At 76.5% G+C, this 22533-nt stretch carries 21 protein-coding genes; 10 read left to right on the top strand and 11 right to left on the bottom strand.

Translation table 11 applies throughout. The features are described 5' to 3' along the window. Nucleotides 1-256: 256 nt before the first annotated feature. Nucleotides 257-1768, top strand: coding sequence for a DUF2398 family protein (locus tag ACFVVL_RS07740; protein WP_387672163.1), 1512 nt, complete (start codon nt 257-259; stop codon nt 1766-1768). A gap of 1293 nt (nt 1769-3061) precedes the next feature. On the opposite strand, the gene ACFVVL_RS07745 is transcribed toward ACFVVL_RS07740, so the two are convergent. The 6 genes from ACFVVL_RS07745 to ACFVVL_RS07770 all read right to left on the bottom strand — a co-directional run bounded on the left by ACFVVL_RS07745 (nt 3062) and on the right by ACFVVL_RS07770 (nt 7251). Continuing rightward, nucleotides 3062-3208: a hypothetical protein gene (locus ACFVVL_RS07745; protein WP_387672166.1), complete on the bottom strand. Its 147-nt coding sequence runs from the start codon at nt 3206-3208 to the stop codon at nt 3062-3064. Continuing rightward, nucleotides 3205-3642 (bottom strand): hypothetical protein, encoded by a 438-nt coding sequence (locus ACFVVL_RS07750; protein WP_380292999.1) that lies wholly within the window; start codon nt 3640-3642, stop codon nt 3205-3207. The genes ACFVVL_RS07745 and ACFVVL_RS07750 overlap by 4 nt, the downstream gene beginning before the upstream one ends. Before the next feature lie 138 nt (nt 3643-3780). After that, entirely contained in the window at nt 3781-3966 is a 186-nt protein-coding gene (locus tag ACFVVL_RS07755; protein WP_380292997.1) for a hypothetical protein, read from the bottom strand. Nucleotides 3967-4115: 149 nt separating this feature from the next. Continuing rightward, nucleotides 4116-5759 carry a BCCT family transporter gene (locus tag ACFVVL_RS07760; protein WP_387672169.1) on the bottom strand — a complete coding sequence of 548 codons (1644 nt, stop codon included), beginning with the start codon at nt 5757-5759 and terminating at the stop codon, nt 4116-4118. A 140-nt stretch (nt 5760-5899) separates the two neighbouring features. After that, the gene (locus ACFVVL_RS07765) at nt 5900-6274 is read right to left on the bottom strand and encodes a MerR family transcriptional regulator (protein ID WP_380292993.1); all 375 of its coding nucleotides are present in this window, start codon (nt 6272-6274) and stop codon (nt 5900-5902) included. A 113-nt stretch (nt 6275-6387) separates the two neighbouring features. After that, nucleotides 6388-7251 carry an alpha/beta fold hydrolase gene (locus ACFVVL_RS07770; RefSeq protein WP_387672173.1) on the bottom strand — a complete coding sequence of 288 codons (864 nt, stop codon included), beginning with the start codon at nt 7249-7251 and terminating at the stop codon, nt 6388-6390. Nucleotides 7252-7612: 361 nt separating this feature from the next. Here ACFVVL_RS07770 and ACFVVL_RS07775 point away from each other — a divergent pair, with 361 nt between their 5' ends. Continuing rightward, a complete protein-coding gene (locus ACFVVL_RS07775) occupies nt 7613-8962 on the top strand; it encodes a sulfite oxidase (protein ID WP_387672176.1) in 1350 nt (449 codons plus the stop codon). A gap of 35 nt (nt 8963-8997) precedes the next feature. On the opposite strand, the gene ACFVVL_RS07780 is transcribed toward ACFVVL_RS07775, so the two are convergent. Both ACFVVL_RS07780 and ACFVVL_RS07785 read right to left on the bottom strand, forming a co-directional pair. Further along, nucleotides 8998-9651: a TetR/AcrR family transcriptional regulator gene (locus ACFVVL_RS07780; RefSeq protein WP_380292987.1), complete on the bottom strand. Its 654-nt coding sequence runs from the start codon at nt 9649-9651 to the stop codon at nt 8998-9000. A 181-nt stretch (nt 9652-9832) separates the two neighbouring features. Continuing rightward, nucleotides 9833-10741: an acyl-CoA thioesterase gene (locus ACFVVL_RS07785; RefSeq protein WP_387672179.1), complete on the bottom strand. Its 909-nt coding sequence runs from the start codon at nt 10739-10741 to the stop codon at nt 9833-9835. A 147-nt stretch (nt 10742-10888) separates the two neighbouring features. Between ACFVVL_RS07785 and ACFVVL_RS07790 the strand changes: the two genes are divergently transcribed. The 4 genes from ACFVVL_RS07790 (at nt 10889) to ACFVVL_RS07805 (ending at nt 16068) form a co-directional block, all read left to right on the top strand. Further along, nucleotides 10889-12301, top strand: a complete 1413-nt coding sequence (locus tag ACFVVL_RS07790; protein WP_387672182.1) for an SWIM zinc finger family protein — start codon at nt 10889-10891, stop codon at nt 12299-12301. Then, a complete protein-coding gene (locus tag ACFVVL_RS07795; protein ID WP_387672185.1) occupies nt 12298-15030 on the top strand; it encodes a DUF6493 family protein in 2733 nt (910 codons plus the stop codon). Before ACFVVL_RS07790 ends, ACFVVL_RS07795 begins: the two co-directional genes overlap by 4 nt. A 100-nt stretch (nt 15031-15130) precedes the next feature. Then, complete coding sequence (locus tag ACFVVL_RS07800; RefSeq protein ID WP_380297058.1) at nt 15131-15655, top strand: TetR/AcrR family transcriptional regulator; 525 nt, start codon at nt 15131-15133, stop codon at nt 15653-15655. A 56-nt stretch (nt 15656-15711) separates the two neighbouring features. Next, entirely contained in the window at nt 15712-16068 is a 357-nt protein-coding gene (locus ACFVVL_RS07805; protein ID WP_380297056.1) for a hypothetical protein, read from the top strand. 53 nt (nt 16069-16121) lie between these two features. On the opposite strand, the gene ACFVVL_RS07810 is transcribed toward ACFVVL_RS07805, so the two are convergent. The 3 genes from ACFVVL_RS07810 to ACFVVL_RS07820 all read right to left on the bottom strand — a co-directional run bounded on the left by ACFVVL_RS07810 (nt 16122) and on the right by ACFVVL_RS07820 (nt 18684). After that, the gene (locus tag ACFVVL_RS07810; RefSeq protein WP_387672221.1) at nt 16122-17336 is read right to left on the bottom strand and encodes an MBL fold metallo-hydrolase; all 1215 of its coding nucleotides are present in this window, start codon (nt 17334-17336) and stop codon (nt 16122-16124) included. A 263-nt stretch (nt 17337-17599) separates the two neighbouring features. Then, nucleotides 17600-18052, bottom strand: a complete 453-nt coding sequence (locus ACFVVL_RS07815; protein WP_350564017.1) for a MaoC family dehydratase — start codon at nt 18050-18052, stop codon at nt 17600-17602. 200 nt (nt 18053-18252) lie between these two features. After that, on the bottom strand, nt 18253-18684 hold the full coding sequence (locus tag ACFVVL_RS07820; RefSeq protein WP_387672190.1) for a pyridoxamine 5'-phosphate oxidase family protein: 432 nt from the start codon (nt 18682-18684) through the stop codon (nt 18253-18255). A 382-nt stretch (nt 18685-19066) separates the two neighbouring features. Here ACFVVL_RS07820 and ACFVVL_RS07825 point away from each other — a divergent pair, with 382 nt between their 5' ends. From ACFVVL_RS07825 to ACFVVL_RS07840, 4 genes are all read left to right on the top strand, one after another. Further along, on the top strand, nt 19067-19963 hold the full coding sequence (locus ACFVVL_RS07825; RefSeq protein WP_380297052.1) for a hypothetical protein: 897 nt from the start codon (nt 19067-19069) through the stop codon (nt 19961-19963). A gap of 192 nt (nt 19964-20155) precedes the next feature. Beyond that, nucleotides 20156-20725 (top strand): hypothetical protein, encoded by a 570-nt coding sequence (locus tag ACFVVL_RS07830; protein ID WP_380297050.1) that lies wholly within the window; start codon nt 20156-20158, stop codon nt 20723-20725. Between the two features lie 68 nt (nt 20726-20793). Continuing rightward, nucleotides 20794-21663, top strand: a complete 870-nt coding sequence (locus ACFVVL_RS07835) for a hypothetical protein (protein ID WP_387672193.1) — start codon at nt 20794-20796, stop codon at nt 21661-21663. Nucleotides 21664-21712: 49 nt separating this feature from the next. After that, on the top strand, nt 21713-22533 hold an 821-nt coding region (locus tag ACFVVL_RS07840; protein ID WP_387672196.1), incomplete at its 3' end, for an SAF domain-containing protein.

Below are 22533 nucleotides of genomic sequence, written 5' to 3' on the forward strand. Positions count from 1 at the left end.
TCTGGTCCCCGACATGGAGCAGCAGGAGTACGCGACCGGCGCCGCGCGGACGGCCGGTGGCACGTCGGACGGACGCACGGGCGGGGCGGGGCGCAGCACCGCCGGCGCCGTCCTCGCCGTACGCGAACCCGCTCGCGGCCCCGGGCCCGGTGCCGCGGCCGGAGCTGACGCCCCGCAGGACCCCTCGCGCGGTCTCCCGTCCCAACCCTCGTCCGGCTCCCGGTCCGGATCCCCGTCCCAGCCGCTGTCCGAACCGTTGTCCGGACCGCTGTCCGGCCTCTCGCCCGACCCGGGGCTGCTCCGGCTCGCGCGCTGGTTCGCCGAGGCCGGCCCCGGCGCCGCCGACGACCTCTGCGCGGCCTCCTTCGGCCTCTACCCGGCCCGTCACTTCGGCGCCCCCGCCGCGCCGTCCGGCCCCGACGTCAGCTGGTGGCACGGCCCCACCGCGCACATGCCCGCGCCGCTGCGCACCCGCGAACCGCGCACCGCCACGGGCCTGCGCCGCGCCCGCCGCGACGCCGCCGCCCTGCCCGTCGTGCTCTCGGGCGCCAAATCCGGCACGCCCGGCCGGCACCGCAGGCCCGAACACCCCCGCTCCGCCGCCACCGTCGTACCGCAGGATCGTTCCGGCGCCACCACCGCCGCCGAACGCCGGATCGCCGCCCGGCTGCTCCTCGCCCACCCGCTGGTCACCGCCTCCGGGCCGCACGCGGACGGCTTCCCGCTGATCCGCCGTCACCGCGACTGGCTCACCGAACGCTTCGACACCCTGCTCGGCTACCCGCTGGTCGTCGGCCCCTGGCACGCCCGTCTGCACAAGGCCGGCCCCGGCCCCGGCGCCGTCCGCCGCCTCGAACACCCCGCCACCGGCGCCCCGTTCACCCCCGGCGGCTACGCCGGGCTCGCGCTCGCCCTGTCGCTGCTCGTCGACGCGCCCGAACAGCTCCCGCTCGGCGCGCTGCTGACCGCGATGAACACCGCCGAGCCCGCGCCCGCCGACCCCGCCGACCTCGCCATGGCGTTCGCCGTGCTCGCCGACTGGCAGGTGCTCACCGACGTCCCCGCCGGCCTCGCGGACGCCTCCGCCGTCCTGACGGTCGACCGGCAGCTCGCCCGCGCCGTCCCGGCCGGGCCGCCCGCGCTCGCCGACGACGCCGCCGACCTCGTCCGCCGCGCCGCCGAGGCCGAGCCCGGCACCGCCGTCCGCCGGCGCCTCGCCGAGACCCCGGCCGTCCTGGTCGCCGACCTGCCCGAGGACCAGCGCGCCTGGCTGCGCGACCACCGGCACTCCGGCCCTGCCGCGCTCGCCGACTTCCTCGGCCTGGAGGCCGAGCACCGGGCCGAGGGCGTCGCGCTCCTCGACCCGGCGGAGGAGCTCACCGACCTCGCCCTGTCCGGCGGCGGAACGGCCGCGCAGGCGGCGCTGCTGCTGGTCGAGCGCCTGGTCGAGGAGGTCCGCCCGCTGCCCGGCGAGACCACCGGCGCCGACGTGCCCGTCCCGGACGCGCTGATAGACGGCGTGCTCGGCGACATCGCCGACGAGTACGGCCTCCGGGCCGGCTGGCGCCGCGACTACCTCGCCGACCGCACCGCCCTGCGGCGCGACGCCCTCGACCTGCTCCACCGCATGGGCCTGATCGCCACCCGCCCCTCGGGCCGCCTCCTGCGCGCGCCCGCCGCCCGCTACGCCCCGGCCCCGGACCTCCTCCCCGCCCCCGGCACCGGCCGCCACTCCCGCCCCGCCCCTCGCGCGGGCCAGCCTGCCTGACCCGGCCGGCACTCCCGGGTCGTACGCCGCCGGGCTCGGCGGGACCCCCGGGGGCCTTGGTGCGGTCTGCTCGCCGCCGCGACGGTCGGCGTCCGGAACGCCTGTGGGGCGTCGGTGCTGTCGTGGCCGGGCCGGTTCCTGCGGGTGCCCGCCGCCCGCTATGCCTCGGTCCCGGTGCCGGTCGCCGCTCCTGGCCCGCCCTTCGCGCGGGCCTGCCTGCGTGACCTGGCTGGCACGCTCGGCTCGTACGCCTGCCTGGGTCGGCGGGTCCGCCGAGGGCCCCGATGTGGTCTGCTCGCCGCCGTGGTGGGCGGCGTGTGGAATGGCTGTGGGGGCTTCGGTGCCGTCCTGGCAGGGCCGGCTCCTGCGGGCACTCGCCACCCGCTCTGCCCTGGATCTCCTCCGCGTCCCCGGCGCGGGCCAGCCTGCCTGACCTGGCCGGCACTCTCGGCTCGTACACCGCCGGGCTCGGCGGGCCCCCCGGAGGCCTTGGCGCGGTCCGCTCGCCGACCGCACCGCCCTGCGCCGCGACGCCCTCGACCTGCTCCACCGCATGGGCCTGATCGCCACCCGCCCCTCGGGCCGCCTCCTGCGCGCGCCCGCCGCCCGCTACGCCCCGGCCCCGGATCTCCTCCCCGCCCCCGGCACCGGCCGCCACTCCCGCCCCGCCCCTCGCGCGGGCCAGCCTGCCTGACCCGGCCGCCACTCCCGGCTCGTACACCGCCGGGGTCGGCGGGATCGCCGAGGGCTTTGGCGTGGCTCGCTCGCCGCTGGGGTGGTTGGCGTCCGGAATGGCTGTGGGGCCTTGGTGCCGTCGTGGCCGGGTCGGCTTCTGCGGGCGCTCGTCGCCCGCTACGCCCCGGCTCTCCTCCGCGCCCCCCTCGCGCGGGCCAGCCTGCCTGACCCGGCCAGCACTCTGGGCTCGTTTGCCGCCGGGGTTCGGCGGGATCGCCGAGGGCTTTGGCGTGGTCTGCTCGCCGCGGTGGTGGTTGGCGTCCGGAATGGCTGTGGGGCTTCGGTGCCGTCGTGGCCGGGCCGGTTCCTGCACACCCCGTCCCTCGCGCGGGCCAGCTTGCCTGACTCGGCCGGCACTCTGGGCTCGTTTGCCGCCGGGGTTCGGCGGCATCGCCGACGGCCTTGGCCTGGTCTGCTCGCCGCTGTGGTGGTTGGCGTCCGGAATGCCTGTGGGGCTTTGGTGCCGTCGTGGCCGGGCCGGTGCGCCGAGCGCGGGGATGGCGGTCCGCGGGCAGCCGCCCCACCCGGGGCGGCTGCCCGCGCCGACCGCCGGGGACGTCAGCGGAAGCGCCGGAAGAAGGGGCGGACGTCGGCGGCGAGGTGGCCGGGGCGGGACCGTGCCGGCCGTGCGGGCAGGTCGTCCACGGCCGCCCGGGGAGCGCCGGGCCCGTAGGGGCGGACCGCCGTCCGGGCCTCCGCGTTCATGCGCGCTCGTCCTCGTCCGGTCGGCCCGCGAGCGTCCGGGCGGCCGTGACGTCGTCCTCGTCCCAGCCCCAGTGCCCCGGGTTGTCCGGCTGCTGGGCCTGCTCGTCGATCCACCGGTTGTGGGCTTCCCAGGCGGCCTGCTTGCTGGTGCCCAGCGCGGCGCCGATCTGCGACCACGAGGCCCCGGCCCGACGCGCGGAACGGACGGACAGCTGGCGGCCGTAGGCGGCCTTGCGGGCGATCACCTCACCGAGGGCGAGCATCTCCAGGGCCTCGCCGCGCGCCAGGGGCGCCTCGTCCGGATCGGGCGACGCCGTCGCGGCATCGTCCTCGTCGGGCGGCGCCGCGAGGGCGTCGCGCGTCCGCAAGGCGTCGTAACGCGCGACTGCGGCGGGCAGCGTGAACCGGCCTTCAAGGGCATCGGGGGTCGACATGACCCGAGTTTCCCGTCAAGGTGTCCTGACGTCAAGACCGCCTGACGGTTCCGGTCGCCACTCCCCGGCGGCGCGTCCCGAGGCGCGGAGTGGCCGGGTGTTCCTCGTCGGGGCCGCGCCGCCCGTCGCCGCCCGGGGCTACTTCCGTACGGGGGCCGTGGCGGTGGCCACGGTGCCGTGCTGGACGGTTTCGACGGTGGCGCCGACGCCCAGGGTGCCCAGGGCGATGGAAGCGAGGACGGCGGTGCAGGCCAGGAAGCGGCGGTGGCGCTGGGGCAGGGGGAAGCGCGGGTCCTGGAGGGTCGCCGGGGGGTTGGCGTTCATGGCACGGAGGTTTCCAGGCCGGTGTGAACGGTCGCTACGTGCGGGTGAAGTCCGGATGGGGGATCGGCGTCGGCTTGGGCGACATGTGCAACGCCGCAGGTCACGCCCTCCGGGGAGGCCGTCCGGCGGTCCCCGGAGGGCGGGGGGTCTCACCCGTTCGGAGGACGCCGGTTGCCCCGCCGGACATCGGCGAGGGCCTCGCCGACCGCGACCCGCACGGCGTCCCGCAGGCCGTGCGCCGGGTGGAAGCGGGACGGCCCGGCGGACGGGTCGGCGCGCAGTTCCTTCACCAGGGCGACGCACAGCATCAGCATCACCCCGACGAACGGCAGCGCGACCAGGATGGTGGCGTTCTGCAGCGCGGTGAGCCCGCCGGCCAGCAGCAGCGCCGCGGCGACGCCGCCCATCAGCACGCCCCAGACCACCACCAGCCAGGTGCGCGGGTGCAGCGAACCGCGGCTGGAGAGCGAGCCGAGCACCAGCGAGGCGGAGTCGGCGCTGGTGATGAAGAAGGTCATCACCAGCAGCACCGCGACCACGCTGGTCACCGTGCCGCCCGGCAGTGCGCGCAGCATCTCGAAGAGCGAGGCCTCGGCGCCCTGCGGGATGGTGGCGACGAGGTCGGCGGCGCCGGTGGTGTCCAGCCGGATCGCGGTGCCGCCCATCACGCAGAACCAGATGACGGTGGCCCCGCTGGGCACCAGCAGCACGCCGATGAGGAACTGCCGCACGGTGCGGCCGCGCGAGATCCGGGCGATGAAGGTGCCGACGAACGGCGCCCAGGAGAGCCACCAGGCCCAGTAGAAGATGGTCCAGTTGCCGAGCCAGTCCTCGTCGGTGAAGGCGCCGGTCTGGGTGGACATGGTGGTCAGGTTGGAGAGGTAGCCGCCGACGGTGGAGGGGATGGAGTCCAGCACGAAGACGGTCGGGCCGACGAGGAAGACGAAGACCATGATCAGCGAGGCCAGCACCACGTTGGCCGTGGAGAGCCACTTGACGCCGCGGTGCACGCCGGAGAAGGCGGAGAGCACGAAGGCGGCGGTCAGCGCGCCGATGATGACCAGCTGGGTGCGCTCGCTGTTGTTGACGTCGGAGATGTAACCGAGCCCGTCGGCCACCTGGAGGGCGCCGAGGCCGAGGCTGGTGGCGGAGCCGAAGACGGTCGCGAACACGGCGAGCAGGTCGATCGCCTGGCCCTTCCAGCCGTTGGCGCCGCGTTCGCCGATCAGCGGGACGAACGCGGCGGAGATCCGGTTGCCGCGGCCCTTGCGGAAGGTGGTGTAGGCGAGGGCGAGGCCGCCGACGGCGTAGATCGCCCAGGGGTGCAGGGTCCAGTGGAAGAGCGAGAACTCCAGTGCCTGCTGGGCGGCGGCCGCGGACTCGGGTTCGAGGCCGGAGCCGGGCTGCGGGGCGGCGAACAGCTGGAGCGGTTCGCCGACGCCGTAGAACATCAGGCCGATGCCCATGCCGGCGCTGAACATCATGGCGACCCAGGCGGTGGTGGAGAACTCCGGTTCGTCGTCGTCACGCCCGAGCCGGATCCGGCCGAACCGGCTGAAGGCGAGCACCACGGTGAGGACGAGGAAGACGTCGGCGGCGGCGACGAAGAGCCAGCCGAAGTTGTGCAGCACCCAGCCGAGGGCGGTGCTGGAGGTCCGGCCGAGGGAGTCCTCGGCGAAGACGCCCCACGCGACGACCCCGAGCACCGCGACCGCGCCGACTCCGAACACGACCCGGTCGAGGGGGAGGGTGGCGGCGGGTTCGTCCGGCGGCTCGGGCGGCTGACTGGTCATGGGGTACCTCTCGCGGCGTCCTGGCGGTCCGACGGCATGCGTCGGCGACATGATCGGAATCGTGATACATGTCGTACTATGTCCAGTTCTTGCCGGGAGAAGCGGCAGGGCGCGCCGGGAAGCCGCGACCTGGGCGGGCGTCAGGCGGCCGCGTACGGGCGGGACGACGGCACGGCGGCGTCCAGGTAGCCGGCCAGGGCGCGCCGGCTGCGGCTCAGCTCGTCGATGCGCGCGTCGAGCTCGGCCAGTTCGCCGCGCAGGGTGCCGAGCAGGTCGGGGCAGGCCTCCAGGGCGGGGATCGGGCCGGTCGCGCAGGGGAGGATCTGCGCGATCACCCGGGTGGAGAGGCCCGCCGCGAGCAGGCTGCGGATCTGGCGGACGCGGACGGTGTCGCCCTGGTCGTACTCGCGGTAGCCGCCGGCCGAGCGGGTGGGTTCGAGCAGGCCCTGCTCCTCGTAGTACCGCAGCAGGCGGGTGGACACCCCGGTCAGACGGGCGAGTTCTCCGATGCGCATGCCCGGACGAACGTCCCCGCCCGGTGGGGTGTTCCCGTCCCGCCGGGCCGGACCGGCCCCGGACGGCGGCCGAACCCGCGCTGGGCGTCGGCCGGTTCGGAGGCGTCGGCCGGTCAGGAGGCCGCGGCCGGTCCGGAGGCGGCCGGTCCGGGGACGTCGGCCGGTCCGGAGGCGGCGGCGCCCGTCAGGAAGCCCACCATCAGGTCCCGCAGCTCGGGCAGCCGCTCCACCATCGGCAGGTGGCCGGCCGGCAGCTCGGCCAGCCGGGCGCCGGGGATGCCCCGCGCCAGGGCGCGGTGCTGCTCCGGGGTGACCAGACCGTCCTCGGTGGTGGAGACGACCAGGGTGGGCACGGCGATCCGGGCCAGCTCGGCGCGCACGTCCGCACGGGCGGCGAGCTCGAACTGCCAGCGGAAGCCCGCCGGGACCGGCGCGGCGGCCAGGGCGGCCCGCAGCCCGGCGAACCGCTCGGCGGGCAGGGCGTCCACCCAGGTGCGGCCGAAGGCGGTGGCCAGGCTGTGGTCGGCCCAGAGCGCGGGGTGCGCGGTGAGGGCGACGGCCTGGTCGGCGAGCAGCCGGAAGCGCTGCGAGCCGCCGGCCACCCCGGCGAGCAGCAGCAGCGAGCGGACCCGGCCCGGGTGGCGGGTGGCGATCCGGACGGCGACGGCGGCGCCGAGCGAGTAGCCGGCGAGGTCGAAGTCCGCGAGCCCGGCCGCGTCGGCGGCGGCCACCAGGCGGTCGGCCAGTTCGTCGAGCGAGTGCGGCACGCCGGGTTCGTCGGGGCTGTCGCCGGAGCCCGGGTAGTCGGGGGCGACGACGGTGCGGTGGGCGGCGAGGTCGTCGAGCAGCGGGCCCCAGTTGTCGTGGACGCTGCCGCCCGCGCCGTGGGCGAGCAGCAGTCCGGGGCCGCTGCCGCGGACGGTGCGGGCGAGCGGCGCGGCGGCGGGGGCGGGGGCGAGGACGGGGGTGGTGGTCATGACGGCGCTCCTCCGGGGTGGTCCTGGGGCCGGCGGTCGGCCGGCCCGCTCCGCACGGTAGGAGTTCACACCGGTGTGAGGGTCAAGTCCCGGTTCGCCTGACGCGGGGTTCGCGGCGGCCCTAGGATCCGACCGTGACCGGGGGAGCGCGCGCCGTGGTACCCGCCGGGCGGCCCGCGGCCGTCGCCGGCGCCGGTGGCGCGCCCGTCCTCTCCCGCCGCGGCCGGTGTTGTCGCTGTTGCCGCCACCGCTGCCGCCGCTGCTGCCGCTGAGCTCTTCCCCCCTCCGCCGTCGTCCCTCCGCGCCGTGACCGCACGGACGACCCCGGACCCACCACCCTGACTCGAACGGGAGTGTGCCGATGTCCGCCGACATCCCCTCGGAAACCGTCCACGCGCGGCCGGGCGGCCGCCGCCGGGGCCTCGAACGCCGTGAGCTGCTGCGTCTGCTCGCCGCCGCCGGTGCCGCCGCCCCGGCCGTCGGCGCCCTGACCGGCGCGCAGCGCGCGTCCGCCGCCCCGGCTGCCCCGGCCCCGGAAGCCCCGGCCCCGGCAGCCCCGATCGTTCCGGTGGTCCCCGCCACCCCCACCGCCGGGCCGGTGCCCGGGATCGTCAAGCCGCTGCCCGCCGAGTGGTTCGTGCCGCGCGGGACCAACGCCGAGATGCGCTTCGACGCGCTGCGCGGCGGCCCGGACGGCACACCGGTGGGGCGGCACGTCCCGGTGGAGCGGTTCTTCGTCCGCAACCACACCAGCACCCCGCTGATCGACGCCGGCACCTGGCGGCTCCGGCTCTTCGGCACCGGCCTGCGCGGCGCCCCGACCGCCGAGCGCCCGGTCGAGTTCTCGCTCGCGGACCTGCGCGCCCTGCCCGCCCACACCACCACGGCGCTGATCGAGTGCGCGGGCAACGGCCGCAGCTTCTTCACCGGCCAGCAGCACCAGAGCGTGCCCGGCACCCCGTGGACGCTCGGCGGCATCGGCTCGGCCCGCTGGCGCGGGGTGCGGCTGGCGGAGGTGCTGCGCCGGGCGGGCCTGACGCCGCAGGCGGTGGACGTGATGCCGGCCGGCCTGGACCCGGAGCCGGTCGTCGGCGGGGTGAACCTGGGCCGGGTCCGCCGCCCGCTGCCGGTCGCCAAGGCACTGGACGACGTGCTGCTCGCCTACGAGATGAACGGCGAGCCGCTGACGCCCGATCACGGCGCACCGGTCCGGGTGGTGGTGCCGGGGTGGGTCGGGATCGCCTCGATCAAGTGGGTCGGCAGCGTCGAGGTCGCGGACCGGCCGCTGTTCTCGCCGTGGAACACCGACTCCTACCGCCTCTTCGGCCCCGACTACCCGCCCGGCGGCAGCGCGCCGCTCACCACCCAGGTGGTGAAGAGCGCCTTCGAGCTGGCCCGGGACGCCGTCCTGCCGGCCGGCCGCACGCACCGGCTGCACGGCCGTTCGTGGTCGGGCGCGGCGCCGGTCCGCCGGGTCGAGGTGTCGGTCGACGGCGGCCGGCGGTGGCGCCCCGCGGAGCTGCGCGACGAGCCGCGGTACGGCGACTGGACGCGCTGGAGCTTCGACTGGCGCCCGGAGCGGCCCGGCCCGTACGAGCTGCGGGCGCGGGCGACCGACCGCCGGGGCAGGACCCAGCCCGAGGTGGCGGTGTTCAACCGCGAGGGCTACCTGTTCGACGCGGTGGTGGTCCACCCGGTGACGGCGGTCTGAGCGGGGGAGCGGCGGCGGCCGCGCCCGCCCCGCCGTCAGGCGTTGGACGGGACCTCGTACGGGGCCGGGTAGGCGGTCTCGTACGGGGTCAGCACCAGTCGCACCACGTCCTCCAGCCGCCGGCGGGCGTCGCCGAGCGTGGTGCGCCCGGTCACCCAGGCGGTCAGCTCGCCCTGCCAGGCGTGGCCGACGATGTGCCGCACGAGGTCGCTCGCGGCGGCCGGCACTTCGTCGGCCATCACCGCCTGGAGCGCGGCGCTGTCGGCCCGGGCCATGCCCTGCAGCGCCTCGCTGGCGAAGGGGTCCGTGGAGGCGGCGACGGCGACGCGCAGTCTGGCCAGCTCGGGCTGGCGCTGGTAGGCCCGCATGCCGCCGCGCACGAACCGCGCCACCCGGTCGGTGGCGCCCAGGCCGGCGCGCGGTCCGCGCAGCTCCGCCACCAGATCGGCCAGCAGCAGCCGGTGCCACTCGGCGATCGCCGCCGCCAGCAGGTGGTCCTTGGAGGAGAAGTAGCGGTACGCCGTCCCCAGGGCGACTCCGGAGCGCTCGCAGACCTGCTTCATCTGCAGCCGCTCGACGCCGATCTCGTTCACCAGGGCGAGCGCGGCCGCGATCAGGCTTTCGCGGCGTTCGAGCTGACGCGGAGACATCGCCTCCACCGGTCGTGGTGACAGGTCAACCTTGGTCACCCGCACCATGATACGGGGCGGGGCCGCTCAGGAATATGACGCCGTCCGGCCTCCCGCCGTTCGCCCCCCGGCCACCGGGTGGTGACGGGGGCCGGCGGCGGTCGGCCGGACGGTCCCGGACGGTCCCGGACGGTCTCCGACGGGTGCGCGCGGGGGCGGCCGGGGCGCGGCCCGGCGGCGCTCAGCGCGGCGAGACCAGGCGTTCGCGGATCAGCGCCTCCTGGACGGCGGAGGCCACCAGCCGGCCCGAGCGGTCGTAGAACTCGCCCAGCGCCAGGCCGCGGCCGTCCGAGGAGGACGGGCTGCGCTGCGCGAACAGCAGCCACTCGTCGGCCCGGAAGGGCCGGTGGAACCACATCGCGTGGTCCAGCGAGGCCATCAGCAGCCGGGGCTCCTCGGTGCGCTGGAAGAAGTTCGGCTGGACGTGCAGCCCGGCCGTCGAGGCGAGCGTGAGGTCCGACAGGTAGGTGAGCGCGCAGACGTGCAGCAGCGGGTCGTCGGCGGGCAGCGGCGAGCCGGTGCGCAGCCAGACGAACTGCTGGGGCATGCCCGGGACGGCCGGCGGCACGTCCGGCGCGTCCGCGGGGACGAAGCGCAGCTCCAGGTCGCCGAAGCCGACGTCGGCCAGCGCGGCGCGGGCCGCGTCGTCCCAGAGCGAGAGGGCGTCCGGCAGTTCCTCGGGGCCGGGCAGCCTCGGCACCTCCCGGTGCCGGTCGGCGGCGGGCTCGGGGCGCTTGAAGGAGGCGGAGAGGCTGAAGACGTCCTCGCCCCGCTGGACCGCGGTCACCCGCCGGGTGGCGTAGGAGGTGCCCTGGCGGACCCGGTCGACCCGGTACTCGATGGGGCGGCCCGGGTCGCCCGGCGTCAGGAAGTAGCCGTGCAGCGAGTGCACCGCGCGGTCCGTGCCGATGGTCCGCCCGGCCGCCAGCAGGGCCTGCGCGGCGACGTGCCCGCCGAACGCGCGCATCGGCGCACCGGCGTGGCAGTGGCCGCGGAACGTGTTCTCGTCGAGGCGCTCGATCCGCAGCAGCTCGGCGAACGGGCCGACCGTGCCGGTGGCCCGTCTGTCCTGTTCGGTCAGCTCTGTCACAGGCCCATACTGGCAGACCCGGGCCGTGCGCCGGTGTGACCTGGGTAACCCGGAGGGCGAACGCACGTGCTAGAACGTGTTCCACAATTCGAAGGCGGTGGGGCGGTCCGGGGTCGGCTGTCAGTGCCCTGACCTACCGTGCTCGGCATGTCGCAATCCGCACACGCGTACGCCTATCTGCGCCCCTCCGCCGTCCTCGACGGCGAGGCCGGGCGGAGCCTCGCCCTGGAGACGTCCGGCGGCACCACCCCGCTCGGGGCGGCCGCCCACCCGCGCTTCTTCGCGGGCTTCCTGGCCGAGCCCGCGCCGGCCGCCGCCGCGCTGCTCGCCGTCGCCGACGTCGCCGCCGCCCGCTACTACCAGCCGCAGCTGCGCGCCTCGCTGGATCCGGTGGTCACCGCCAACGGCGACCGGCTGCGCTTCGAGTCCTTCTCCGGCTGCTGCGGCGTCTACGCCCGGCTCGACGTGCTCGCCGCCGGCCTGGACGGCGACGAGATCGGCCACGGCACCACCAACGTCGACGTCAACAACCCGCTGCGCGAGGCGCTCACCCGGATCGGGCCCGCCGAGCCGCTGCACCTCGCTGTCGGCCCGGACGCCCTGGAGGTCACCACCTTCGACGGGCCGGTCGTCGAGAAGAAGGTCCCGCTGCCCGAGCGCTGGCTGCGCGGGTTCGCCGAGACCCAGGTCACCGCCGCCGGCTTCGACCTGCGCGCCGAGCTGTCCGCCGCCGAGGCGGTCCGCTTCCTGCGCTCGCTGCCGCGCGGCGGGGGCCGGGCCGGGGCCCGGGTCGCCCAGTGGGTCGTCCCGGCGGGGCGCACGCTGCGGCCCACCACCCGGCCGGTGCCCGGCGCGGTCTGCCTGCCCGGGCCCGAGCGGCTGGCCGCCCTGCAGCGGGTGCTGCGGCACGCGCGGGCGCTGCGGGTCTACGGCCCGCCGGTCGCCGGGACCGGCCCGGCGGCCTCCGCCTGGGAGGTGGAGCTGCCCGGGATGCGGCTGACCCTCACCCTCTCGCCGGACGCCTCCCGGGGCTTCAGCGGCGAGGGCGGGGTGCTCGGCGCGCTCGCCACCGGCACCGCCGAGCAGGACGCCGACCTGGTGTCGGCGCTGCTCGCCTGGGAGCCGCGGATCGAGATCGCCGAGCTGGCCGAGCAGTCCGGGCTCACCGCGGCCCGGGTGCGGGCCGCGCTCACCCGGCTCGGCACCGCCGGGCAGATCGGCTACGACGTGGCGGAGGCCGCGTACTTCCACCGTCAGCTCCCGTACGAGGCGGGGCGCGCGGAGGCGGCCAATCCGCGGCTGAAGGCGGCCCGCGCGCTGGTCGCGGCCGGGGCGGTGCGGCTGGAGGACGGCGGCGCGACGGCCGTCGTCACGGTGGACGACCACGTCCAGCGGGTGCGCACGGACGCGGCCGGCGCGGTCGGCTGCACCTGCCTGTGGTGGGCGAAGTACCGGGGCGGGCGCGGGCCGTGCAAGCACGTGCTCGCGGTCGGCATGGTCCGCGAGGAGCGGGCGCGGGGCGGGGCGGCGGACCGGCCGGCCGAGGGGGCGCAGCGATGAGCACCGGAACCGCGAGCAGCGCGCAGCCGCCGGCGGCCACGAGCGAGGCGGTGGAGGCCCTGATGGCGGCCGTCCGCGAGGGGCGGACCGGGGAGGTGCCGGGACTGCTGGCCGCCCTCGGCCCGGCCGAGCGGCGCTCCTGCCTGCCGACGTTCAAGGAGATGCGCCGGAGCGGCCGCCGTGACTGGACCAAGGAGGGCGGCCGGCGGATGTGCGCGGTGCTGGTGGCCGGCGCGGGCTGCCACGCCGGTCCGGCCGGCGCCGCCACCTGGATCGGATCCCGGGACTTCTCCGGCCGCTCCTGGGCCCGCCACCCCGCCCTGGCCGACGTCGTCGAGGCGCAGCCGGTGGAGTGGCAGACCGACGTGGTCGGCCGGCTCGCCGCCAAGCGCGGGTCCGGCTGGAGCTGGGACCTCTATCCGCTGATCGAGCGGGTGGTGCGGCGCACCGGCTGCGCCGTCCCGGCCTCCGACGACTTCGTCACCGAGTGGCTGCGCTCGGCCGCCGGGGCGGAGAACGGCCGGCGCGGCACCGCCACCACCCTGCTGGAGCGGCTGCGGACGGACACCTTCACCCCCGTGCTGCTGCCCCGGGTGTTCGAACTGGACGATGTCGCTTGGCCACTGAACGCCACCTACACCACCCGTTCGGGTGACAACTGGCCGGCGGCGATCGCCGGGCTCGCCGAGTCCGGGCGCCTGGGGCGCGAGGAGCTGATCGACCTCTGCCTCGGCCGTCTGGTGCGCGGCGGCAAGACGGCCGACCAGCGCGCGTTCCTCACGGTGCTGGTCGCGCTCGCGCCCACCCCGGCGGAGTACGCGGCCCGGGCGCGCGACCTGCTGGCGCTGCTCGACGGCCTGCCGGCGGTGGCCGGCCACGCCCAGCAGGTGCTCGCCGGGCTGGACGAGGCCGGGCTGATCGAGCCGGAGGCGGTCGTCGAGGCCTCGGCCGTGGTGCTGTTCCGCAGTGAGAAGAAGCTGGTGCGGGCCCAGCTCGCCTGGCTGGAGAAGGCCGCGAGGCGCTCGCCCGAGCGGTCGGGCGCGGTGGTGCTGGCCGCCGCCGGGGCCTTCGGCCACCCCGACGGCGCCCTCCAGGAGCGGGCGCTCAACGTGGTCGCCCGCCGGCTCAAGGCCGCCGGGGAGGCCGTGCTGCCGGAGCTGCTGCTCGCCGCCGAGGCGCTCAACCCCGCCCACCACGCCCGGGCCGGGGAGCTGTTCGGCGCACCGGTGGCCGGCTCGGGCGGGGACGACACCGCCTGGGACGAACTGCTGCCGCCCGCCCCGGTGCCCGCCCCGCTCGGCGAACCGCTCGCCACCCCGGCGGAGGTCGCCGAGGAGCTCGCCGTGCTGCTGGCCTCCGCACGGCCCGACGTCGCCGTCTTCGAGAGGGTCCTGGACGGCCTGGTCCGGCACGCCCACCGCGACCGGACGGCGCTCGTCCGGGCGCTGGAGCCGGTGCTGCGGACCAACCCGTGGCAGGAGGTCGGCCGCTGGCGGGACTGCGGCCCGGGCGACGTGCTGTATGTGGCCGCCGTGGTCGCCGGGAAGGCCGAGCCGTACCGGCCCGGCCCCGTCTTCCGCAAGGGCCGCGACCCGCTGCGCGGGACCCACAACACCGAGTACGGCAACGTGCTGGCCGCCCGGATCTCCGAGGCCGCCGAGCGGGTCGTCACCGACACCCCGCCGTTCCTGCTCGCCACGCCGACCGACGCCACCGGCGCGATCACCGCGAGTGCGCTGGTCGAGCGCCTCGCCCGCTACGAGGCGGCCGGCGCGGCACCCGGCCCGGCCGATCTGAACGCCGCGCTGCTGCGGGTCGCCCCGACGGCGGACCCGGAGGTGCGGGCGGCGGCCGGCCGGCTCACCTCGGCGGCCGGACGGTGGGCGGCGGCCTGGCTGCACGAGGGCGGTCTGCCGGCCCAGGGTTCGGAGCGGGTGGTCTTCGCCCCCGGCGCCGGCTACGAGCGCAAGCGGCGCTACTGGGAGCGCTGGTGGGAGGACCTCAAGCGGATCGCGGTCGCCCAGCGCGGCACCGGCGGCCCGGCCGGCCCGGCGCGCGAGCGGCTGTCCGGCGACTTCCGCAAGCTGCTGGAGGGCACCGAGCCCAGCGTGGCCCGGATCCGCCGGTCGGACGACTGGCTCCGGGAGCCCACCGTGCACTGGGCCGCGATGCTCCCGCACCACCGCGAGGAGCTCGCCGCCCGCTGGCTGGACCGGTTCGCCGACTGCGCCGACCGCGAGCGGCGGGGCACGCTGCGGATGCTGGTCGTGCTCGCCGAGGCCGGCGGCCCGGCCGGGCTCGCCCTCCACCTCGCCCTCGCCTACGGCCTGGGCGCCCGCCACCCCGAGGACCGCGCCGCCGCCGTCGACGCCCTGCTCGTGCTCGCCGCCCGCGGTGACCTGGACGGCGCGCTGCTCGGCCGCGAGCTGGGCGAGCTGGTGGCGCTCGGCACGGTGAAGCCCAACCGCCTCGTCCAGTCCGTGAGCGGCGCCGCCGACACCGGCGCCCACGCCACCGTCTGGTCCGTGCTCTCCGCCGCCCTCCCGTCCCTGCTCACCGGCGAGTCCCCGCGCGGCACCGCGGACCTCCTCGCCCTCGCCAACGACACCGCCCGCCGCAGCGCCGCCCGCGGCCCGATCCCCGAACTCGCCGCCGTCGCCGAGCGCTCCGGCACCGGCCGTCTCGTCAAGGAGGCCCGCACCCTCCATGCCTTCCTCACCACCCCCTGACCCCGGCCGCGCGCCCCGCTCCTCCTGGGGCGGGACGGTGGCGAGGGTTTGAGAACGGTCGTTCTTGACTGATCGTTCTTCAACTCGTAGAGTCCTGCCCATGGGAAGACCACGCGCCTTCGACGAGGAGCAGGCAGTGCGCGCGGCGGCGGAGTTGTTCGCCGTGCACGGGTACGAGGGGACTTCGGTGGACGATCTCGTCACTGGGCTCGGTGTGCACCGGGGGAGCCTCTACAAGGTGTTCGGGAGCAAGCGCGGGCTCTACCTCGCCGCGCTGCGCCGGCACCTCGACGAGGAGGTGCTGCCGCTCGCGGCGGCGCTTCGGGAGGCCGACGGGCTCGCCGCGCTGCTGACGCAGGCGGTGGCCGCGTTCGACGGCGGGCCGGCCGCCGGGTTGCTGCTGTCGGCCGCCGTGGAGCGGGCCGGGAGCGATCCGGAGGTCGGGGCGCTGGTCGCCGAGGGGACGGCCGCGCTGGACGGCGCGGTCGAGCGGGTGACCGGCAGCGGCGACGGCGGCGCCGGTGTGCTCGCCGCGACCGTCCTCGGCCTGCGGCTGCGCGCCCGCGCCGGCCTTGACGGCCCGTCCGCCGAAGCGGTGCTCGCCTTCGCCGGACGCCTCGGCTGACGCCCGGTCGGCGCCGGTCCACCGCAGATCATCCACCAGTGGGAGGAAACAGTTCCATGGCCCGTGTCAGCATCACCGACCAGACCCTCGTCGTCGAGATCGAGGGCCTCGACCGGCTCTGGGCGGTCCGCAGCCGGATCGAGATCCCGCTCGGCAACGTCCGGGGCGCGACCGTCGACCCCGGGATCCTCCGGGAGCCCAAGGGGATCAAGGTCGGCGGCACGCACTTCCCCGGGGTGATCACCGCCGGGACCTTCCGCTCGGGCGGCGAGTGGGTGTTCTGGGACGTCAAGAACCCCGCCAAGGCCGTGGTGATCGAGCTCGCCGACGAGCGCTACAGCCGGCTGATCGTGGAGGTCGACGACCCGCGCGCCACCGTCGACCTCGTCGAGCACGCCAAGCGGCCCGCCTGAGCGCCCCGGACCGTCGGTCCGTCAATCCATCAATCCATCAATCCGTCGGTCCGTCAGACCGTCAGGCCGTCGCCGCCCCGGGCCGCCGCCCGGGGCCGCGACCCGTCGGCGGCGGCCCGGTCGTCCGCGCCGTCCGGACCGGCCGCGCCGTCCGGCACCACCAGCGGCGCGCTGTCCCGGGGCGGTGCGGCCACCGCCCGCCACCAGCGCCGCAGCGCGGGCGGCCCGGCCGGCTCGAAGGGCTTGCCGGGCCGGGGCACCGCCAGCCGTGCGCCGTGCGTCCGCGCGGCGGCGGCCACCCGTTCGGCGGGCTCCTCCCACGGGTGCGGGGCGAGGTTGAAGGTGCACCAGTGGATGGGCAGCAGCAGGTCGCCGCGCAGGTCCAGGTGGGCCCGCACACCCTCCTCGGGCGTCATGTGGACGTCGGGCCAGAAGTCGCTGTACGCGCCGACCTGCACCATCGTCGCGTCGAACGGGCCGAGCCGGCGGCCGATCTCGGCGAAGCCGGCGAAGTAGCCGGTGTCCCCGCTGTGGAAGACGGTGCGCCCGCCGCCGGCCACCACCCAGGACGCCCAGAGGAAGAGCGGGCTGGTGCGCGGGCCGCGGCTGCAGTAGTGCCGGGCGGGGGTGGCGGTCAGGGTCAGGCCCGCCACCTCGGCCGACTCCCACCAGTCGAGCTCGACGATCCGGCCGGCCGGCACCCCCCAGTGCTCCAGGTGCGCCCCGACGCCGAGCGGCACCGCGAAGACCGCGCCGCTGCCGGTCAGCGCCCGGATCGTGGCCATGTCGAGGTGGTCGTAGTGGTCGTGGGAGACGACGACCACGTCGACCGGACCGAGTTCGGCGAGCGGCAGCGGCACCGGGTGGAGCCGTTTGGGGCCGGTCCAGGAGAACGGTGAGCAGCGCTCGCCCCAGACCGGGTCGAACAGCACCCGGCGACCGCCGATCTCGGCGAGCACGGTGGCGTGGCCCAGCCAGGTGAGCCGCAGCCCGGAGGCGGGCGGCGCGGCGAGGTCGGCCGGGAGCAGCCGGTGCAGCGGCACGGCGGCGGCCGGCGTCCGCCGGGCGCGGTCGGCCGCCAGCTGGGCGCGGGCGATCTCCAGCGGGCTGCGCGCGGAGACCAGCCGGCGGGTCGGCACGGGGTTGCGGAAGGCGCCGTCGGCGAACTGGGGGGAGCGGTGGATCCGGGCCAGCCGTTCGCCGCGCGGCTCGGCGCCGAAGGCGTCCGTGCGGACCCGGTGCCAGGCCGCCCGGGGCAGTCCGGCCAGGCCGGGCGGCGTGCCGAGGGCGGTGGACGCGGCGGAGGCCAGGGCCGAGGAGAGGCCGAGGGCGCGGGAGTACCACGGGGCGGCTGGGCGGGGCACGGCACCTCCAGGGGCGGCGAAGGAGAGCTGGCATGCCGGGGCCGCGTACCGCCGGCCGGAGCGCCGACCCGGTACGACGACCGTCTCGTCGGAGATTACTCGTGCTCGGCCTTCCGGACCCGGCGAGCGGCGGCCGCCGTCCGCCGACCAGGGGCCTTCCCCCGTGATCAGGCGTAGAAACGGGTGATCGTCTCGGCGACGCAGTGCGGCTTGGCGCTCTCCGCGCTGGTGATGGTGAACCGGACCACCGCCTGCACGCCCCCCGGGACCTCGGTGGCGGAGACCAGCTCGGCCTTCGCCCGGATCGCCGTGCCCACCGGCAGCGGGGCGGGGAAGCGGACCTTCTCCGAGCCGTAGTTGAGCGCCATCCGCACGCCCTCGACGCCGTAGCACTCCTTGGCCAGCACCGGGATCATCGACATCGTGAGGTAGCCGTGCGCGATGGTCGAGCCGAACTGGCTCTCCTTCGCCCGCTGCGGGTCGACGTGGATCCACTGGTGGTCGCCGGTCGCCTCGGCGAACAGGTCGATCCGGGCCTGCTCGACGGTGTGCCACCGGCTGGTGCCCAGCTCGGTGCCGACGGCGGCGGTCAGCTCGGCGAGGGAGGCGAAGGTCGTCACGGGGCGCTCCTGGGGCAGGCGGGACGGTCGGCGGTGCGCGGTGCTGCTGCGAACTCCGCAGAGTATGCCTACTCGCCGGTCACCTGTCAGGGGGTTCTCGTGACAGGGGGTCGGGGGCGGCCGGCGCCCCCCCCGGGCACGGCCGCCCCGGTCCCCGGGCACGGGCCCCGCGCGCGGCCGCCGGGCGCGGCCGCCGGGCCTCAGGAGTGCGGGACCGGGTGGCCGGCCGCGGTCAGCCGGCGGCCGCTGATCAGTTCGGGCACCAGGGAGACGAACATCGGGTCCGGGTCGCCCACCCAGGGCCGCAGGCCGGAGCGCAGCGCGCGGTGGACCTGCTCCGGGTCGCGCAGGACGTCCGCCCGGCCGTGCACCAGCACGCTCCAGCCGGTGCGGGTCACCGGGTCCAGCTGGTCGGCCTGGAAGGCGACCACGGTGCCGTCCAACCCGCGCGCGGTTGCACTGCCCCGGCGCACGGCCAGCAGCAGGCGCCCGTCCGGCGCGACCTCGAAGGAGACGGGCAGCACGGCCGGCAGCGCGTGCTCGGTGTACACCACGCGTCCGACGGGCACGGTGCTGAGCAGGCGCAGGCACGTGTCCGCGCCGAGTTCCTCCAGTGGGTCGTCACGGTCCATGGGTCCGATGGTCCCCCTCCCGCGCGCGGGCCGACAGGGCCCATGGTCCCTGGGCGGTAGGGCCTTGCGGCCGTCCTCGGGCACCGAGGGAGGGCCGCAGCCGGCGCCCACGGACGGCGGACGGTGCGCGCCGGGCGGGCGCACCGGTGGCGTCCGGACGCGGGATTCCCGCCCCGGAACGCGGCCGCGGGCCCGACGGTGACGGCACGGGGCGGTAGCCTGCCCGGCGGTGGCACCGGGGCACGCCGGGCGTGCCGGGGCCCCGGACGGCGCCGCCGGAGACGGCGGAGACGGCGGAGGGCGTGCGCGTCGGGCCGGAGCGGACGGCGTAACGGTTCGGCGGCCCCGGGAGTCCGGGGCCGGGCAGGAGGGGGCGGTGCGGGTGGCAAGTGGGGTCGATCTGGTGGTCATCGGGGCGGACGGCGGGCCGGACCGCGCCTTCGGCGGGTCCGCGCAGGCGGCCGAGGGCGCCCGGTTGCTGGCCGAGGTCCTGCCGGGGATGTGCTTCGACGCCGGCGCGGCCGGCAGCCGGGTCACCGTCGTCGAGCCGGGCGCGGACGCCAACACCATGCTCACCGCCGTCCGGGAGGCGGCCGCCCGTCCGGGCCGCTGGCTGCTGGTCTGCCTGGTGGGCCAGTTGGTGGCCGACCCGCGCGGGCGCCGGCTCGCCCTGGTGACGGCGGGCTCCACCGCCGACAACGCCTACCGGCGCGGGCTGGCCTGGGACTGGGTGGTCAGCGCCATGGTGCACGGCGACCAGGAGGAGGCGCTGCTGCTGGTCGACGCGGTCGCCGACAAGGACACCTGGGCGGCGCTGGAGCGCGGCGGCGGCGAGGACGGTGCGGGCGAACTGCTCAGCTACTCGCGCGTCCCGCTCTGGGGCCGGATCGGCCGCCACGCGCCCGGCCGCTACACCCCGGGCCGGCGCGGCCGGGACGCCGTGCTGCCGGGCGGCCCCGGCTCGTTCAGCCAGGCGCTGACCGCCGTGCTGGGCCAGGGCGTCCCGGGGGCGCCCGCGGCCGTCGGGCCGCACGACCTGCAGCCGGCCGTCGGCGCGCTGCTCGACGGTGGCGCCCCGCACGAGGCGGGTGGCGCCGGTGCGCCGTCGAACCAGTCCGACGCGCCGGGTGTGCGCCTGCTCGTCCCGCCGGAGGGCGGGCGCCTTCTGATGCGCAATCGGGCGGCGGTTCGGGGGGCATTGGCCGGATTGTCGCTTTCCGAGGAACTGTTGGCCCTGCTGTGGCGGGAAAGTGCCCCGACGGATCCGCCTTCCGCGTAAGGTCAGGAGCCCCCGGGTGTTGCCGTGAAGGCCCGGTTTGGCGAAGAATCGATGCCCGCGGGGGAACACCGGCGGGACGGCGGAATTCTTCTGGCGGCCCCGGTCCACACCCGGGGTCGGCTGCGACGAGGTGGGGCGATGCGGCAGCGCGGAAATGTGTTGCGCCCTGGGGCGGTTGGGGTCGGAGGGCTGGTGCTGGCGTTGCTGCTGGGCGGCTGCGCGAGCAGCGGGGCCGGCGGTTCCACCGATCGGCTGGGGACGAGCGCGCCCACGGTGGCGGGGGTGACCGCGGTCCCTCCTTCGGGTGGTTCGGCAAACGTCGGGAACGCGCCGACCGACGGACCCGAGGGTGCGGCGGCCAGATCGGCCCTGAGCACCTATCAGGACTGGTGGCAGGCGCAGACAGAAGCGTTCGCACGCGCCGATTCGGACGGGTCCCGATTCGACACCTTCGCTTCCGGGAAGGCGCTGACCGAGGCCTTGGTGAACCTTCGTCAGTTACAAGAAGCCAAACTCGTGATGACGGGTGAACCGCGGAGTTCCGCGGTGGTGAAGTCCGTCGACCTGAACGCCGATCCGAACACCGCCGTGATCGAGGACTGCCTGGACGTGTCCGGGTGGCACCAGGCGGACGCCGTCACGCGCGCGGTGAAGGATCCGCCCGACCGGCTCGACCGGTACGTGGCGACCGTTTCCCTGCGGCTGTTCCAGACGCGCTGGCTGATCAACGAGTTCAAGCGGGAGGTGGGGCGCACATGCTGAAACCGGTCAGGCGGTTGGTGATCGGCACGCCGTTGTTCGCCGGATTGCTTCTGGCGCCGGCGAGCCCTGTGGCGGCTGATCCCACCCCCGCGGACACGGGGGGAGCCACCCACTGCGAGATCACCGTCATCTGCACGGGCGGAGGTCACGCCGGCAGCACACCACCTCCCTCGGGTGGCGGCGGCGGAGGGGGAGGCGGCGGCACCTCGGGGCCGCAGCTCTGCACCTGGAACGGTCAGGTCCTCGCCTGCACCGACCCCGAGCTGGGCTGGTTCAGCGCCACCGACGGCTGCTACTACCGGGTCATCAACCCGCCGCCCGAGGCCGGGGATTCGCGCTGGGAGGGCCACGACCCCAAGGAGGGGGCGGTCTACAACCGGACCTGCCGCTTCTCCGACGGCTCGATCGGCCCGCCCGCGTCGACGTTCCTCGCCCAGGCGCCCGTGCCCGCGCCGCCGGACCCGGGAGCCATGGCCGCTGCGTACGTCAAGGACAGACTGGAGTTCAAACCCCCGGAGCTCGGGATCGCCCCCGGGAAGGACCCGGTGGTCGGCGGGAACGTCTGGCTCTGGCTGGCGGACCCGAAGAAGCCGGTCACGCAACCGCTCCACGCCGGCAGCCTCACGGTGACGGTCACCCCCCGGGTGGCCTCGGTGAAGTGGGACCTCGGCGACGGCCCCAGCGTGACCTGCAAGGGCGCTGCCGCGGTCGGCACTCCGTACGACGTCAAGTACGGCGCCGGCCCGTCGCCCACCTGCGGCCACGTCTTCAGGACCGGCTCGGGCACCAAGAAGAACGGCCTGTTCAGCGGCGACGTCGAGGTCGTGTGGATGAACGACGTGACGGTGTCCGACGGCACGAAGGTCGACCCGATCGAGATCCGGGTCTACGTGCGGAACGTCAGCTACCGGGTCGCCGAGGTCCAGGTCCTCAACTAGCGCACAGCAACCCCGACGAACGAACGAACGCGAGGAAGGCCGAACCCCGGTGGAGAACCGTACAGTTGCCACGCCCGGCCCCGGCGCGACCGCCACGGCGACCGCGGCCACCGCCGCGACCGCCCCCGCGGCCGCGCCGGAGCAGCGGCGCGGGGCGCCCCGCACGCCCGGGCGGACGCTCGGCGCGCGGCGCCGGCGCCCCGCCGTGCTGGCGATGGCGGTGGCCCTGATAGCCGCGGGCGGGCTCGGTGGCGCGGTGCTCTACAACAGCACCGGTCAGCGGGTCGCGGTGCTGGCGCTCGCCCGGGACGTGCCGTGGGGGCAGGTGCTGAGCGAGTCCGACCTGGTGGTCGTCCGGATCGCGAGCGATCCTGCGCTCAAGCCGCTGGACGCCGCCGACCGGGCCAAGGCGGTCGGGATGCGGGCCACCACCGACCTGCACAAGGGCGGGCTGCTCACCAAGTCCGACCTCGCGCAGTCGCTCGTCCTCAACCCCGGGCAGCTGCTGGTCGGCGTCTCGGCCCGGCGCACCCAGCTGCCGGCCACCCGCCTCCAGCCGGGTCAGCCGGTGATCGTCGTCTACACCCCGGACGGCGCGCGGGCCGAGACGCTCGCCGCCACCGTCTACACGGTCGGCCGGGTGGACACCGACGGCAGCCAGGTCTTCGACGCCGTCGTCGACCAGGCGGACGCGGGCAAGCTCGCCGCCTGGGTCGCCACCGGGCGGATCCAGGTGGTGGTGGCGCCGCGCGCGGCGGCCGGCACGCCCGCTGCCGGTACGCCCGCCGCCGGGGCCCCCGCCCAGACCGGGGCACCGGCCACCGGGGCTCCGGCGTCCGGCGCGCCCGTCTCCGGCGCGCCGTCGGCCGC

Origin of the sequence: Kitasatospora sp. NPDC058115, from assembly GCF_042884635.1 — a bacterium.
Taxonomy (GTDB): Bacteria; Actinomycetota; Actinomycetes; order Streptomycetales; family Streptomycetaceae; genus Kitasatospora.